Source organism: Streptomyces sp. SID5643, assembly GCF_009872555.1.
Classification (GTDB): domain Bacteria; phylum Actinomycetota; class Actinomycetes; order Streptomycetales; family Streptomycetaceae; genus Streptomyces; species Streptomyces iakyrus.
The window spans coordinates 1-15446 of record NZ_WWIC01000308.1 but is presented as its reverse complement, the minus strand read 5'-3'; the positions used below and the strand labels follow the sequence as shown (position 1 = coordinate 15446).

The 15446-nt window shown below is 74.0% G+C and carries 14 protein-coding genes; 11 read left to right on the top strand and 3 right to left on the bottom strand.

All coding sequences use genetic code 11. The features are described from left to right. The first annotated feature begins 104 nt into the window (after nucleotides 1-104). A complete protein-coding gene (gene allB / locus GTY56_RS33485; protein WP_161369034.1) occupies nucleotides 105-1445 on the top strand; it encodes an allantoinase AllB in 1341 nt (446 codons plus the stop codon). 38 nt (nucleotides 1446-1483) lie between these two features. Then, a complete protein-coding gene (gene alc, locus GTY56_RS33480) occupies nucleotides 1484-2599 on the top strand; it encodes an allantoicase (protein WP_161369033.1) in 1116 nt (371 codons plus the stop codon). Nucleotides 2600-2656: 57 nt separating this feature from the next. Here alc and GTY56_RS33475 read toward each other — a convergent pair whose 3' ends face one another. Continuing rightward, entirely contained in the window at nucleotides 2657-3400 is a 744-nt protein-coding gene (locus tag GTY56_RS33475; protein WP_161369032.1) for an SDR family oxidoreductase, read from the bottom strand. A 162-nt stretch (nucleotides 3401-3562) separates the two neighbouring features. Between GTY56_RS33475 and GTY56_RS33470 the strand changes: the two genes are divergently transcribed. Both GTY56_RS33470 and GTY56_RS33465 read left to right on the top strand, forming a co-directional pair. Next, nucleotides 3563-4189: a dihydrofolate reductase family protein gene (locus GTY56_RS33470; protein WP_161369031.1), complete on the top strand. Its 627-nt coding sequence runs from the start codon at nucleotides 3563-3565 to the stop codon at nucleotides 4187-4189. A 107-nt stretch (nucleotides 4190-4296) separates the two neighbouring features. Then, a complete protein-coding gene (locus tag GTY56_RS33465; protein ID WP_161369030.1) occupies nucleotides 4297-4692 on the top strand; it encodes a ribonuclease domain-containing protein in 396 nt (131 codons plus the stop codon). 39 nt (nucleotides 4693-4731) lie between these two features. On the opposite strand, the gene GTY56_RS33460 is transcribed toward GTY56_RS33465, so the two are convergent. Next, nucleotides 4732-4932, bottom strand: coding sequence for a hypothetical protein (locus GTY56_RS33460; RefSeq protein WP_161369029.1), 201 nt, complete (start codon nucleotides 4930-4932; stop codon nucleotides 4732-4734). A 179-nt stretch (nucleotides 4933-5111) separates the two neighbouring features. On the opposite strand from GTY56_RS33460, the gene GTY56_RS33455 reads away from it, so the two are divergent. Both GTY56_RS33455 and GTY56_RS33450 read left to right on the top strand, forming a co-directional pair. Then, nucleotides 5112-6386, top strand: coding sequence for a sensor histidine kinase (locus GTY56_RS33455; RefSeq protein WP_524540170.1), 1275 nt, complete (start codon nucleotides 5112-5114; stop codon nucleotides 6384-6386). Nucleotides 6387-6432: 46 nt separating this feature from the next. Next, a complete protein-coding gene (locus tag GTY56_RS33450) occupies nucleotides 6433-7110 on the top strand; it encodes a response regulator (RefSeq protein WP_161369028.1) in 678 nt (225 codons plus the stop codon). 16 nt (nucleotides 7111-7126) lie between these two features. On the opposite strand, the gene GTY56_RS33445 is transcribed toward GTY56_RS33450, so the two are convergent. Further along, nucleotides 7127-8146, bottom strand: coding sequence for a Gfo/Idh/MocA family protein (locus GTY56_RS33445; protein WP_161369027.1), 1020 nt, complete (start codon nucleotides 8144-8146; stop codon nucleotides 7127-7129). Nucleotides 8147-8274: 128 nt separating this feature from the next. On the opposite strand from GTY56_RS33445, the gene GTY56_RS33440 reads away from it, so the two are divergent. From GTY56_RS33440 to GTY56_RS33420, 5 genes are all read left to right on the top strand, one after another. Beyond that, entirely contained in the window at nucleotides 8275-9012 is a 738-nt protein-coding gene (locus GTY56_RS33440) for a GntR family transcriptional regulator (protein ID WP_346345641.1), read from the top strand. Between the two features lie 108 nt (nucleotides 9013-9120). Next, entirely contained in the window at nucleotides 9121-10269 is a 1149-nt protein-coding gene (locus GTY56_RS33435; RefSeq protein WP_161369026.1) for an ROK family glucokinase, read from the top strand. Continuing rightward, nucleotides 10266-10847, top strand: coding sequence for a sugar kinase (locus tag GTY56_RS33430; protein WP_161369025.1), 582 nt, complete (start codon nucleotides 10266-10268; stop codon nucleotides 10845-10847). Before GTY56_RS33435 ends, GTY56_RS33430 begins: the two co-directional genes overlap by 4 nt. Nucleotides 10848-10930: 83 nt before the next feature. Next, nucleotides 10931-13783, top strand: a complete 2853-nt coding sequence (locus tag GTY56_RS33425) for an SCO1167/SCO6262 family helicase (RefSeq protein WP_161369024.1) — start codon at nucleotides 10931-10933, stop codon at nucleotides 13781-13783. Further along, nucleotides 13780-15446: SWIM zinc finger family protein (locus GTY56_RS33420; protein WP_202511080.1), on the top strand; the 1667-nt coding region annotated here is incomplete at its 3' end. The genes GTY56_RS33425 and GTY56_RS33420, both read left to right, overlap by 4 nt.

Here is a 15446-nt window from a genome sequence, read left to right as displayed (position 1 = left end):
GTCCAGGGGCGGGGTGCCGTGTGTGCTCTGTAGCAGTGTGCCCTTGACGGGGTGGAAGTGGGAGTGAAGACTCCTTCAACAGAACGTTGAAGAAAGGGGTTCGGGTGTCCGACGCTGAACTGGTGCTGCGCTCGACGCGTGTCATCACTCCCGAGGGGACCCGCGCCGCTTCGGTCGCGGTCGCCGCCGGCACGATCACGGCCGTCCTCCCCCACGACGCTCCGGTACCGGAGAGCGCCCGCCTGGAGGACCTGGGCGACCACGTCCTGCTGCCCGGCCTCGTCGACACGCACGTGCACGTCAACGACCCGGGCCGCACCGAGTGGGAGGGCTTCTGGACCGCCACCCGCGCCGCCGCGGCCGGAGGCATCACGACGCTCGTCGACATGCCCCTGAACTCCCTGCCACCGACCACGAGCGTCCCGCATCTGCGCACCAAGCAGCGGGTCGCCGCCGCCAAGGCGCACATCGACGTCGGCTTCTGGGGCGGCGCGCTGCCCGACAACATCAAGGAGCTCCGCCCGCTGCACGAAGCCGGCGTGTTCGGCTTCAAGGCGTTCCTGTCACCGTCCGGCGTCGACGAGTTCCCGCACCTGGAGCGGGACCCCCTGGCCCGCACCATGGCCGAGATCGCCGCCTTCGACGGACTGCTCATCGTGCACGCCGAGGACCCCCGCCTCCTCGCCTCCGCCCCGCAGCAGCCGGGCCCGAAGTACGCCGACTTCCTCGCCTCCCGCCCACGGGACGCCGAGGACAGCGCCATCGCCCAGCTCATCCGCGAGGCGAAGGCCCTCCACGCGCGCGTGCACGTCCTGCACCTCTCCTCCAGCGACGCCCTGCCGATGATCGCCCAGGCGCGGGCGGAGGGCGTCCGCATCACCGTGGAGACCTGTCCCCACTATCTGACCCTCACCGCCGAGGAAGTCCCCGACGGCGCCAGCGAGTTCAAGTGCTGCCCGCCCATCCGCGAGGCCGCCAACCAGGACCTGCTCTGGCAGGCGCTCGCCGACGGCACCATCGACTGTGTCGTCACCGACCACTCCCCGTCCACGGCCGACCTGAAGACCGACGACTTCGCGACGGCCTGGGGCGGCATCTCCGGACTCCAGCTGAGCCTGGCCGCGGTGTGGACGGAGGCCCGCAGGCGCGGCCACGGACTGGAGGACGTGGTGCGCTGGATGTCGGCGCGCACCTCCGAACTGGTCGGGCTCGACGACCGCAAGGGCGCCATCGCGGTGGGCCGCGACGCCGACTTCGCCGTCCTCGCCCCCGACGAGACCTTCACCGTCGACCCGGTCGCCCTCCAGCACCGCAACCGCGTCACGGCCTACGCCGGCAAGACCCTGCACGGCGTCGTGAAGTCCACCTGGCTGCGCGGACAGCGCATCGTCGCGGACGGCGAGTTCACCGGACCGAAGGGGCGGCTCCTCACCCGGACCCACTGAATCCCATCCCGGACACCCGAAAGGCAGACCTGATCATCGTGACGGCGATCCCCAGCTTCACCGGCGACGCGAGCCCCTACGGAGGCGGCGACCCGTACGCGGACTACCGCACCGCCGACTTCCCCTTCACCCGGTACACCGACCTCGCCGACCGGCGCCTCGGTGCCGGTGTCATCGCCGCCAACGACGAGTTCTTCGCCCAGCGCGAGAACCTGCTGGTGCCCGGGCCCGCCGAGTTCGACCCCGAGCACTTCGGCCACAAGGGCAAGATCATGGACGGCTGGGAGACGCGCCGCCGCCGGGGCGCCTCCGCCGGTCACCCCTGGCCGACCGCCGAGGACCACGACTGGGCGCTGGTCCGCCTCGGCGCCCCGGGCGTGATCCGCGGGATCGTCGTCGACACCGCCCACTTCCGCGGCAACTACCCGCAGGCCGTGTCCGTCGAGGGCACCCGCGTCACCGGCTCCCCGTCGCCGGAGGAACTCCTCGGGGACGACGTGAAGTGGACGACCCTGGTCCCGCGCACGCCGGTCGGCGGCCACGCCGCGAACGGGTTCGCCGTCGACGTCGAGCAGTGCTTCACGCACCTGCGGGTCAACCAGCACCCCGACGGCGGCATCGCGCGGCTGCGCGTCCACGGCGAGGTCGTCCCCGACCCGGCGTGGCTGGAGGCGCTCGGCACCTTCGACGTCGTCGCCCTGGAGAACGGCGGACGGGCCGAGGACGCCTCCAACCGCTTCTACTCGCCCGCCTCCAACACCATCGCGCCGGGCCGCTCCCTCAAGATGGACGACGGCTGGGAGACCCGCCGCCGCCGCGACCAGGGCCACGACTGGATCCGCTACCGGCTGGCCGCCCGGGCGCAGATCCGCGCCCTGGAGATCGACACCGCCTACCTCAAGGGCAACAGTGCCGGCTGGGCGTCGGTGTCGGTCCGGGACGGCGAGGACGGCGACTGGCAGGAGATCCTGCCCCGCACCCGCCTCCAGCCCGACACCAACCACCGCTTCGTCCTGCCGGAACCGGCCGTCGGCACGCACGCGCGCGTGGACATCTTCCCCGACGGGGGCATCTCCCGGCTCCGCCTGTTCGGCTCCCTGACCCAGGAGGGCACGAGCCGGCTGGCGGCACGCCACCAGGAGCTGGGCGGCTGAGCCACCCGCTGACCGTGGGGCGCACCGGCCGGACAGCACCGGCGCGTCCCACGCGCCTCACGCCGCGTGGCCCCCGTCCACCGGGAACTCCGCCCCGGTCACATAGGTGGCCCCCGCCAGGTAGGCGACCATCGACGCCACCTCGTCCGCCGTCCCGAACCGGCCCAGTGCCGTCATCGCCGCCTGGCCGGCCGCGTACGGCCCGTCAGCCGGGTTCATGTCCGTGTCGATCGGGCCGGGCAGGACGAGGTTGGCCGTGATCCCGCGTCCGCCCAGCTCCCTGGCCAGCGCCTTCGTCAGACCGGCCAGGGCCGCCTTGCTCGTGGCGTAGAGCGTCCCGCCGGGCCCCGGCACCCGCTGGGCCAGGCAACTGCCGATCGTGATGATCCGTCCGCCCTCGGGCATCCGCGCCGCGGCCGCCTGCGAGGCCAGGAAGACACCCCGTACGTTGACGTCGAGGACCCGGTCCACCTCCGCGAGCGACAGGGTGTCCAGCGGTCCGAGCACCCCCACACCGGCGTTGTTGACCAGGATGTCGAGCCCGCCCAGTGCCTGTGCCGCCGCGTCCACCACGGCGGCCGCCTCGGCGGGCTGCGCCACGTCCGCGCGCAGCGCCACGGCCCGGCGCCCCAGCGCCTCCACCTCCCGGACGATCCCCTCGGCCGCCTCCTTGCCGTTCACGTGGCCGACGGCCACGTCCGCGCCCTCCCGCGCCAGCCGTACCGCCGTCGCCGCGCCGATCCCACGGCTCCCGCCGGTCACGAGAGCCACCTTGCCGTGCAGAGTTCCCTGAATGGTCATGAGTCCATCCCAGCCGCCGCACCACGCCGGCGCTGGCGGCGAACGGACGTCGAGGTGAGGCCACCGGCGGCGTGGCGTACGGCCCAGCGATGAGTTGCGGGCGGCGGCCGGGTCTGAACCGATGACAGCAGACCCCGGCCCACCGGAAGGAAGGCACCCGCCATGGGCAAGCTCGTCTCCACCCTCTTCGTCACCCTCGACGGCGTCTACCAGGCCCCCGGCGGGCCGCAGGAGGACACCCGGGGCGGTTTCACCCACGGCGGCTGGAGCTTCCCGTACGCCGACGAGGACTTCGGCCGGTTCATCGACGAGGTCTTCGCCCGCCCGGGCGCCTTCCTGCTCGGCCGCCGTACCTACGACATCTTCGCCACGTACTGGCCCAAGGTGACCGACCCCGCCGACCCGGTCGCCTCCAAGCTGAACTCCCTGCCGAAGTACGTGCCGTCCTCCACGCTGACGGACCCCGGCTGGGCGGGCACCACGGTGCTGACCGGCGACCTCGCCGAGGAGGTCGCCGCCGTGAAGGAACGCACCGACGGCGAGGTCCAGGTACACGGCAGCGGTGCCCTCGTCCGTTCCCTGCTGGCCCTCGACCTCGTCGACACCCTGCACCTGCTGACCTTCCCGGTCGTCCTCGGCTCCGGCTTCCGGCTGTTCACGGAGGGCGCCGTGCCGACCGCGTTCGAGCACACCGGCGGGAGCGTCACCGGCGCGGGCGTGTCGGTCCGGACGTACGCCCCGAAGGGCCGCCCGGAGTACGGCGAGTTCGGACTGCCGGAGGACGCCTGAGGGCGCCGGTGCGCGGGTGAACTTCCCGCGAACGCACGGGGTTTCACAGGAAATTCTCCACGCTTGTCATTGACATGCCAGCGTCTACGCGCGTCATCATGAGATCCATGAACTTCCCCCCACGCGCCTCGCGGCTCGGCGCAGCAGCCGCCCTCCTGTCCGCCCTCCTCGTCGGCGGAACCGTCTCCGCCACCACGGCCGGCGCCGCCCCCACCGCCGTCGGCGACATCTGCTACAGCGCCCTGCCGTCCCAGGCCCACGACACGCTCGACCTCATCGAACAGGGCGGCCCCTACCCGTTCGACCAGGACGGCACCGTCTTCCAGAACCGGGAGGGCATCCTGCCCGGCCAGTCGTCCGGCTACTACCACGAGTACACGGTCATCACCCCGGGCTCCTCCACCCGCGGAGCGCGACGCATCGTCACCGGTGAGCAGAACCGGGAGGACTACTACACGGCCGACCACTACGCGTCGTTCGACCTGGTCGACTACGGCTGCTGAATCCGGCCGGGGCCGCGGGCCGGACGTCCGTCGGACTGCTCAGACGGACTTCCGGCTCCCGGCCGCCGCGAACAGGGCGACACCCAGCACGAGCAGCGCGACGCTCGCGTAGACCTCGTGGCCGTCGAGGAACCCCAGCCGCTGCACCAGGCCCCAGTTCCAGTCGGTGAACTCGTGCACCAGGCCCGCCCCGCCCTGGACCAGGGCGAGGAAGCCGAGAATCTCCAGTACCTGCTTCATGCCCTCAGCCTCGCTCCGCGGACCCCCCACGCACATCGGCCGCGAGGCGAGCCCCAGAAGGGCGGAAGTCCCCGTTCCACCGCCACCACGGCGACGAAAGTCGGCGACGCGGCGACTTTGGTCGACGATCCCGCGCGAGAGCAGGTGCGGCGGGCTCGTGCTGCGTAGATTTGGCGCTCGTGAAGGGTGACGACGTGGGGCAGGCCTCCCCGCTGCCGGTGGGAGAGACGCCCGCGCTGTTCACCGGGCGCCGATGGTTCTTCCCGTCGGCCCTCCTGCACGAACTCGACCCCGACGCCGCTCGGGCCGGGCGGAGGCCCCGGCGCACCGCCCGCGACTGGGTCGTCGACTTCTCCTGCTTCCTGCTGGCCGTGGTGGTGGGCGCGATCGCCATGGAGGCGCTCGCCGACAACCCTCATGTGCCGGACGGACTCGCCGTCGCCGACCAGGTGATCGGCGCGTTGGCCTGCGCGGCGGTCTGGCTGCGGCGCCGCTGGCCGCTGGGGCTGGCCGTGGCGCTGACCCCCATCGGCCTCCTCTCCGACACCTCGGGCGGCGCGGGCCTCATCGCCCTGTTCACCCTCGCCGTGCACCGACCCTTCCGGTACGTGGCCTGGGTGGGCGGCGTCAACGTGGCGCTGATGCCCCTCTACTACTGGGTACGCCCCGACGCGGACCTCCCCTACCTGGTGAGTGTCCCCTTCGCCGTGCTGCTCACCCTGGCGATCGTCGGCTGGGGCATGTTCGTCCGCGCCAAGCGCCAGCTCATGGTGAGCCTCCGGGACCGGGCCCGGCGCGCCGAGACGGAGGCGCGGCTGCGGGCCGAGCAGGCCCAGCGGCTCGCCCGCGAGGCCATCGCGCGGGAGATGCACGACGTGCTCGCCCACCGGCTGACCCTGCTGAGCGTGCACGCCGGCGCCCTGGAGTTCCGGCCCGACGCGCCCCCGGCGGAGACCGCGCGGGCGGCGGGCGTGATCCGGGAGAGCGCGCACGAGGCGCTCCAGGACCTGCGGGAGATCATCGGCGTGCTGCGGGCGGGCGAGCCGGACGACGCCGGCCGTCCGCAGCCGACGCTCGCGGCCCTGGACACCCTGGTCGCCGAGTCCCGCGAGGCGGGCATGAAGGTCTCCCTCGACCACCGCGTCGAGGACCCCGCCGCCGTCCCGTCCTCCGTCGGCCGCACCGCCTACCGGATCGCCCAGGAGGGCCTGACCAACGCGCGCAAGCACGCACCCGGCACGGACGTCACGGTGACCGTCACCGGCGCCCCGGGCACCGGCCTCACCATCCGGGTGCACAACCCGCCGCCCGAGGGCGAGGTGCCGCCCGTCCCCGGCTCCGGCCAGGGCCTGATCGGCCTCACCGAGCGGGCGGTCCTCGCCGGCGGCCGGCTGGAGCACGGGCCCACCGCGCAGGGCGGGTTCGAGGTGCGGGCGTGGCTGCCGTGGGGATGACCGCTCGCGCCCCGCAGCCCGGCCGGGCCGTGATTACGTAAGGCCCATGACTGCGATCAGACTGCTCCTCGTCGACGACGATCCGCTGGTGCGGGCCGGGCTGTCCTTCATGATGGGCGGCGCCGACGACATCGAGATCGTCGGCGAGGCCGCCGACGGCGCCGAGGCGGAGGCCCTCGTCGACCGCACCCGCCCGGACGTCGTCCTCATGGACATCAGGATGCCGACGGTGGACGGTCTGACGGCCACGGAGCGGCTGCGCGCCCGCGAGGACGCCCCGCAGGTCGTGGTCCTCACCACCTTCCACGCCGACGAGCAGGTGCTGCGCGCGCTGCGCGTGGGTGCCGCCGGGTTCGTCCTCAAGGACACCCCGCCGGCCGAGATCCTCGCGGCGGTACGCCGGGTCGCGGCCGGCGACCCGGTCCTGTCGCCCACGGTCACCCGCCAGCTGATGCGGCACGCCGTCGGCACTGCGGCCGACACGCGCCGCACCCGCGCGCGCGAACGCCTGGCCGCCCTCAACGACCGCGAGCGCGAGGTCGCCGTCGCGGTCGGCCGGGGGCTGGCCAACGCCGCGATCGCCACCGGCCTGTTCATGAGCGTCGCCACCGTGAAGACACACGTCTCGCGCATCCTGGCGAAACTGGACCTCAACAACCGGGTGCAGATCGCGCTGCTCGCCTACGACGCGGGACTCCTGGAGGAGGAGCAGGAGGAGCGCTGACCGCGGCGGCCCGCCGTCAGGCGAACGCGGGGGAGGCTCCGGAGATCTCCGCGAGGTGCACCGGTCTGCGCCCCCGCCGCGACAGCTCGCACGCCTCGGCGATCCGCAGCGCCTGGAGGGCCTCGCGCCCGTCGCAGGGGTTGGCCCGCTCGCCCCGGACGACCTCCACGAACGCGTTCAGCTCGGCCTCGTAGGCGGGGCCGAAGCGCTCCAGGAAGCCCGTCCACGGCTTGTCCGCGGCCGGCGGCCCCGTCGGCTCGGTGGACGCGATCGGCGTACGGTCGTCCAGACCGACCACGATCTGGTCGCGCTCCCCGGCGAGTTCCATGCGCACGTCGTAGCCGGCGCCGTTCATCCGGGTCGCGGTGAGGGTGGCGAGGGTGCCGTCGTCCAGGGTGAGCAGCGCGGCGGCGGTGTCCACGTCACCCGCCTCGCGGAACATCCGGGGGCCTGCGTCGGACCCGGCGGCGTAGACGTCCGTCACCTCCCGGCCGGTCACCCAGCGCAGCACGTCGAAGTCGTGGACCAGCGTGTCCCGGTACAGCCCGCCGGACAGCGGCAGCCACGCGGCGTCCGGCGGCGCCTGGTCGCTGGTCAGGGCCCGCACGGTGTGCAGCCGCCCCAGGCGGCCGGAGCGCACGGCCTCGCGCGCGCCCGTGTAGCCCGCGTCGAAGCGGCGCTGGAAGCCCATCTGGAGCACCGTCCCGGCCGTCTCGACCTCGGAGATCGCGCTCAGAGTCCCCGGCAGGTCCAGGGCGATGGGCTTCTCGCAGAACACCGGCAGACCCGAGCGTGCTGCCCGACCGATCAGTTCGGCGTGGGCCGACGTGGCCGTCGTGATCACCACCGCGTCGACCCCCCAGCGGAAGATCTCCTCCACGCCGGGCGCCGCCGTCTCACCCAGCCGGTGCGCCAGCTCCTGGGCCCTGGAGGCGTCCGCGTCCGTGAGGATCAGCGAGCCGACGTCACGATGCCGGCTCAGCGTGTTCGCGTGGATGGTGCCGATGCGGCCCGTACCGATGACGCCGATGCGCATGAAAACAAAGTGCGTGCCCGACGCGCCGCTGTCAATCTGTATGTCCGGACAATCTGACTACACGACTTCCCGTCAACAACGCACGGAGCTACGCTCGCCCCGTGCCGAAACCAGAAGTGGACCCGACCGTGCAGCTAGAGCTGAGCGTGGACCGCAGCTCCCCCGTGCCGTTGTACTTCCAGCTGTCCCAGCAGCTGGAGGCCGCGATCGAGCACGGCACGCTGACCCCCGGCAGCCTGCTGGGCAACGAGATCGAACTCGCCGCCCGGCTCGGCCTGTCCCGGCCGACCGTCCGCCAGGCGATCCAGTCGCTCGTCGACAAGGGCCTCCTCGTCCGCCGCCGCGGCGTGGGCACCCAGGTCGTGCACAGTCAGGTGAAGCGCCCACTGGAGCTCAGCAGCCTCTACGACGACCTGGAGGCGGCGGGCCAGCGTCCGGCCACCCGGGTCCTCGTCAACAAGCTCGTCCCCGCCTCCGCCGAGGTCGCCGCCGCGCTCGGCGTCGCCGAGGACAGCGACGTCCACCGCGTGGAGCGCCTCCGGCTCGCCCACGGCGAGCCCATGGCCTACCTCTGCAACTTCCTGCCGCCCGGCCTCATCGATCTCGACACCGGCCAGCTGGAGACCACCGGCCTCTACCGTCTGATGCGAGCGGCGGGCATCACCCTGCACAGTGCCCGCCAGTCGATCGGCGCCCGCGCGGCGGCGACGGAGGAGGCGGAGCGCCTGGCGGAGGAGACGGGCGCGCCGCTGCTCACCATGCAACGCGTCACGTTCGACGACACGGGCCGCGCCGTCGAGTACGGCACCCACACCTACCGCCCGACGCGCTATTCCTTCGAATTCCAGTTGCTCGTGCGTACTTGAGGGGCGCGGGGAACCGCGCGACGAGCCCCCACCGGCCCGCACTCGGCGACGATCCGCACCACCCCTGTGATCCGCACCCTGCCTCCCCGTGAGGCAGAATCGGCGGCGATGAGCACCTACCGCGACTTCACCGCCCCCATCGGCTCCCGCCGTGCCACGGCCCTGCGCACCGTCGGCACCCGGGAGCGCCGCTCGCTCCTGACGGCGCCCCGCGTGCCCACGGTCGGCATCGACATCGGCGGTACGAAGGTCATGGCGGGCGTCGTCGACGCCGACGGCAACATCCTGGAGATGCTCCGCACGGAGACCCCGGACAAGTCCAAGAGCCCCAAGGTCGTCGAGGACACGATCGCCGAGCTGGTCCTGGACCTCTCCGACCGGCACGACGTGCACGCCGTCGGCATCGGCGCGGCCGGCTGGGTGGACGCCGACCGCAACCGCGTGCTGTTCGCCCCGCACCTGTCCTGGCGCAACGAACCGCTCCGCGACCGCCTCTCGGGACGGCTCTCCGTCCCCGTCCTCGTGGACAACGACGCCAACACCGCGGCCTGGGCGGAATGGCGCTTCGGCGCCGGCCGGGGCGAGGACCACCTCGTCATGATCACCCTCGGCACCGGCATCGGCGGCGCGATCCTGGAGGACGGCCAGGTCAAGCGAGGCAAGTACGGCGTCGCCGGCGAGTTCGGCCACATGCAGGTGGTGCCCGGCGGCCACCGCTGCCCGTGCGGCAACCGCGGCTGCTGGGAGCAGTACAGCTCCGGGAACGCCCTGGTCCGCGAGGCCCGCGAGCTGGCCGCCGCCGACTCGCCCGTCGCGTACGGGATCATCGAGCACGTCAAGGGCAGCATCGGCGACATCACCGGCCCGATGATCACCGAGCTGGCCCGTGACGGCGACGCCATGTGCATCGAGCTGCTCCAGGACATCGGCCAGTGGCTCGGCGTCGGCATCGCCAACCTCGCCGCCGCCCTCGACCCGTCCTGCTTCGTGATCGGCGGCGGTGTCTCGGCCGCCGACGACCTGCTGATCGGCCCGGCCCGGGACGCCTTCAAGCGGCACCTCACCGGCCGCGGCTACCGCCCCGAGGCCCGTATCGTCCGGGCCCAGCTCGGCCCCGAGGCCGGCATGGTCGGCGCCGCCGACCTCGCCCGGCTGGTCGCCCGCCGCTTCCGCCGCGCCAAGCGCCGCCGCGTGGAGCGCTACGAGCGGTACGAGCGCTACACGCAGTCGCTCCGCAGTACCCAGGAGACGCCGTGACCGCCTCCCTGCCCCACCAGGGACCCTGGCCCGACGAGCCGGACCGCCCGGTCGAGGACCGCCGCCACATGATCCGCCGCAGGGCCCTCACCCTGCTGATCATCGTGCTGCTCATCGGCATCCCGGCCGTCTACCTCGTGATCGCCGCGAACCAGAGCCGCGACAGCGGCGAGGACAAGGAGGCGAAGTACTCGGCGACCGGCCTGACCGAGGGCTGGCCCTCCAAGCTCCAGCGCCGGATCTACCAGGTGCCCGTCCCGCACCCGGCCTGGCACGTGGCGTACTACGAGACGAACAACTGGAAGACCAGCCGCCTCTACACCCAGTTCGAGACCAACGCCGCCGGCCTCGACGCCTACCTGACCGGCCTGGGCGTGACCCGGAAGGACCTGAAGCAGGGCGACGTCACCATCGGCGCCCGCGACCGGAAGGTCACCGGCTGGAAGTTCGCCACGACCGACTCCTGGTACGGCTTCGTCCACCGGCAGAAGAACCCGGCCCCCACCCACGACGTGGTCGTGGACCTGTCCAACCCGGCGTACCCCTGGGTGTACGTGGTCGCGCGGACCGTGCCCTGACCGTCGCCGGAGCCCATTGTCAGACCCCGCCCGTAGAGTCGGAGACAGCTGATCCGGAACGCGGGCGGGAGGTGACCAGGCGTATGCGTGACACGACTGCGGTGGCCGAGCGGGCCGAGGCGCCCGCCGTCCCGGTCCGGCTCCCGGCCGTCTTCCTGCCCGCGCCCCTCCCGCGCGAGGGCCGCATCGCCTTCTGGGACCCCGAGGGCGAGCCCCTGCCCGCCGGGGACCCGCAGCACACCGCCGCCACCGAGCTGACCGTCGTACGGCGGCACGGCGCCACCGGGGTCCGGCGGCGCGCCACCCCCGCGCTGACCCTCCCGCTCGACGCGGCCCTGCCGCTCCTCGTGCGCGCCCGGCACGACCCGGGAGCCCACCCCGCCACCGCCTGCTGGGGCGCCGCCGCCCTGCACGCGCTGCGGCTGACCGCCCGCGGCCGGCTGCTGCCCGGCCTCACCCCCACGGGCCACGACGCCTGGCGTGCCGGCCCCCTCGACCCGGACGACATCGCGCACCTTCGGGCCGTCGCCGCCGCCCTGCCCTACGAGGGACACGCCGTCCCGCTGCCCGGCCCGGGCCCGGTCCGGCTGCCCGAACCGGAAGCGCTCGTCCGCGCCTTCCTGGACGCGGTCGCCGACACCCTGCCCCGCACCCCGGCCGCGCCCCACACCTCCGGCAGGCCCTTCGCGGCCCGCGAACCCCAGCACCTGCCCGCCGCTCACGACTGGGCCGCCGAGGTCGCCGCCGGCATGGACGCCGGCGTGCGGATCTCGCTCCGCCTGGACCTCTCGGCGTACGACCTGTTCGACGACGCCTCCGACGGCCGGGCCCGCAGTGCCGGCGCGGCGATCGTCCAGGTGCACAGCCTCGCCGACCCCACCCTCGTGGCCGACGCTGCGGCCCTGTGGGCGGGGGAGGCCGACGACGCCTTCGGGCCCCGCGCGCGGGTGGACGCGGCCCTCGCGGTCCGCCGCGCGGCCCGTGTCTGGCCCCCGCTCGACCGGCTCGCCGACCAGGACGTGCCCGACGTGCTGGCCCTGACCGAGGACGAGCTGAGCGACCTGCTCGGGGTCGCGGCGACCCGGCTCGCCGCGACCGGGGTCGCCGTGCACTGGCCGCGGGACCTCGCGCAGGACCTCTCCGCCGCCGCGGTGGTCCGCCCGGCCCCCGGCTCGGCGACCGACGGCACCGGCTTCTTCGAGAGCGAGGACCTCCTCCAGTTCCGCTGGCAGCTGGCGCTCGGCGGCGACCCGCTCACCGACACCGAGATGGACGCCCTCGCCGAGGCGCACCGCCCGGTCGTCCGGCTGCGCGACCGGTGGGTGCTGGTCGACCCGGCGCTCGTGCGCAAGGCCCGCAAACGGGACCTGGGCCTGCTCGACCCGGTCGACGCCCTGTCCGTCGCCCTCACCGGCACGGCCGACGTGGACGGTGAGACGGTCGAGGCCGTCCCCGTGGGCGCGCTGGCCACCCTGCGCGACCGCCTGACCGCGGGGATCCGACCGGCCGAACCGCCCCCGGCCCTTGAGGCCACCCTCCGGGACTACCAACTGCGGGGCCTGGCCTGGCTCGACCTGATGACCACCCTCGGCCTCGGCGGCTGCCTCGCCGACGACATGGGCCTCGGCAAGACCGTCACCCTCATCGCCCTGCACCTGAAGCGGGCGCGCAGCGAACCCACCCTGGTCGTGTGCCCGGCCTCCCTGCTGGGCAACTGGCAGCGCGAGATCAACCGCTTCGCCCCCGGTGTGCCGGTCCGCCGCTTCCACGGCCCGGACCGCAGCCTCGACGGCCTGGACGGCGGCTTCGTCCTCACCACCTACGGCACCATGCGCTCGGCGGCCCCCGCCCTGGCCGAGCGAGCCTGGGGCATGGTCGTGGCCGACGAGGCGCAGCACGTCAAGAACCCCTACTCGGCCACCGCCAAGGCGCTGCGCACGATCGGGGCCCCCGCGCGCGTGGCCCTGACCGGCACGCCCGTCGAGAACAACCTCTCGGAGCTGTGGGCCCTGCTCGACTGGACCACCCCCGGCCTCCTCGGCCCGCTGAAGTCCTTCCGCGCCCGGCACGCGCGTGCCGTGGAGAACGGCGAGGACGAGGAGGCGGTGGAGCGCCTCGCCCGGCTGGTCAGGCCCTTCCTGCTGCGCCGCAGGAAGTCCGACCCGGGCATCGTGCCCGAGCTGCCGCCCAAGACGGAGACCGACCATCCCGTCCCGCTCACCCGCGAACAGGCCGCGCTGTACGAGGCGGTGGTCCGCGAGTCGATGCTCGCCATCGAGACCGCCGAGGGCATGCCCCGCCGCGGCCTGGTGCTGAAGCTCCTCACGTCGCTGAAGCAGATCTGCAACCACCCCGCGCTGTTCCTCAAGGAGGAGCACACCGGTGCTGCCGGGGACCGGCTCGCCGCGCGCTCCGGGAAGCTCGCCCTGCTGGACGAGTTGCTGGACACGCTGCTCGCCGAGGACGGATCCGCCCTCGTCTTCACCCAGTACGTCGGGATGGCCCGCCTGATCACCTCCCACCTGGCCACCCGGGCCGTCCCGGTCGACCTCCTCCACGGCGGTACGCCGGTGGCCGAGCGGGAGCGCATGGTGGACCGCTTCCAGGCGGGTTCGACACCCGTCCTGGTGCTGTCGCTCAAGGCGGCGGGCACCGGCCTCAACCTCACCCGGGCGGGACACGTCGTGCACTTCGACCGCTGGTGGAACCCGGCCGTCGAGGAACAGGCGACCGACCGCGCCTACCGCATCGGCCAGACCCAGCCGGTGCAGGTGCACCGCCTCATCACCGAGGGCACCGTCGAGGACCGCATCGCCGAGATGCTCCGGTCCAAGCGCGCCCTGGCCGACGCGATCCTCGGCTCCGGCGAGTCCTCCCTCACGGAACTGACGGACCGGGAGCTGTCCGACCTGGTGTCCCTGCGGAGGTCGTCATGACACCCGGTCCTGCCGACGAGGCCCGCCGGGCCCTGCGGGAGGCCCGGGCACGGGCGGCCCACGGACCGGACCCGGCCTCGTCCCCGGGCGGTGAGCCCGCGGGGCAGGACGTTACGCGCCCCGGCGACATCGCCCGTGAGGCGCTGCGGAAGGCGGTGTCCGGGCACCGGGGGAGCGGCCGGGAAGAAGGGCAGGACACGGAGGAGGAGACCCGGGAAGCCGGGACTGCGACGGAGCCGTCCGTGCCGGAGCGTCCGAGGGCCGATGCGGCCGGGCCCGCCCCGGCCGAGGACGGAGCCGGGGCGCAGGAGGCCGAAGCGCCTGCGACCGGTCACCGCGGAGGTGCCCCCGACGGGCCCGGGCCACGCGCGGCGGACATCGCGCGGGAGGCGCTGCGCGCGACCCGGGACGAAGCGCGGCGCGCCCGGGAGGAGACCGAGCGGGAAGGCGCCCGGCGCAGGCGCAGGGCCCGGCAGAGAGTCGTGGACGAGAGGGCTGCGGCCGCCCGGCGAGCCCGCGACCACGGCGTCGGCGGGGGAGCACCCGAGGTACGACGGCTGCTGTCGGACGCGTTCCGGATGCCGGATCTGTCGGACGCGCGGGACGTGCCGGGCCCCCTTGGTGTGTCCGACACGCCTGATGTATCGGATGCCCCGGACCCGGTAGGACCGCCGGACGCGTCGGCGGGCCCGGAGGACACGCCCTCCGCCCTCGACGAGAGGAACGCTCAGGCGACGTCGGCCGTGGCTCCCACCCCCGAGACGAACACCCCGGCGAGCCCGGCCGTGGCCGCGACCGACGCCCCGGAGCCGACGGCCCTGACAGCACCGGCGGCTCCGGCCCCGCCGGAGCGCGCCTCCGGACCCGCCTACCCGGCGTCCCCGCCCCTCGCCAAGACGGCTCCCGGCCCGACGGCCTCCGCTACGGCTCCAGGCTCCATGGCGGCCCCCAACCGCGACGGCGACCTGCGCCGTACCTTCCCGCCCTTCCCGCCCCGGGACGGTGACCGCTTCGCCGAGAGCTGGTGGGGAAACGCCTGGGTCGGTGCCCTGGAGCAGGGCGCGCTGGACGCGAAGCGGCTGGAGCGTGGGCGGGGGTACGCGGGGCAGGGGCATGTCGATGCCATCAGCGTGACGCCCGGGCTCGTGCTGGCCTACGTCCAGGGCAGCCGTCCCCGCCCGTACCGCGTCCAGGTGCGCCTGCGCACGCTCGACGACACCGACTGGGACCGCTTCCTGGAGGCGGCCGCCGACCGCCCCGGGCACATCGCCGCGCTGCTCGACAAGGAGATGCCCCAGTCCCTCGCGGAATGCGGCGTGCCGCTGCTGCCCGGCCCCGGTGACCTGGACCCCCGGTGCAGCTGCCCCGACCGCGGTCACCCCTGCAAGCACGCGGCCGCCCTCTGCTACCAGACCGCCCGGCTGCTCGACGCCGACCCCTTCGTCCTGCTCCTGCTGCGCGGCCGGGGCGAGCGGGACCTGCTCGACGCGCTGTCCCGGCTGAACGCCACCCGTGCGGCGCGCGCCGCACGCGACAAGGGCCCGGCGCCCCTGCCCGGCGTGCGGGCCGCGGAGGTCCTCGCATCGCGCGCCCTCCCGCCCCTGCCCGCACCACTGCCTCCGCCCGCGCACCCCGAGCAGCCGCCGGCCTACCCCGCGGCCCC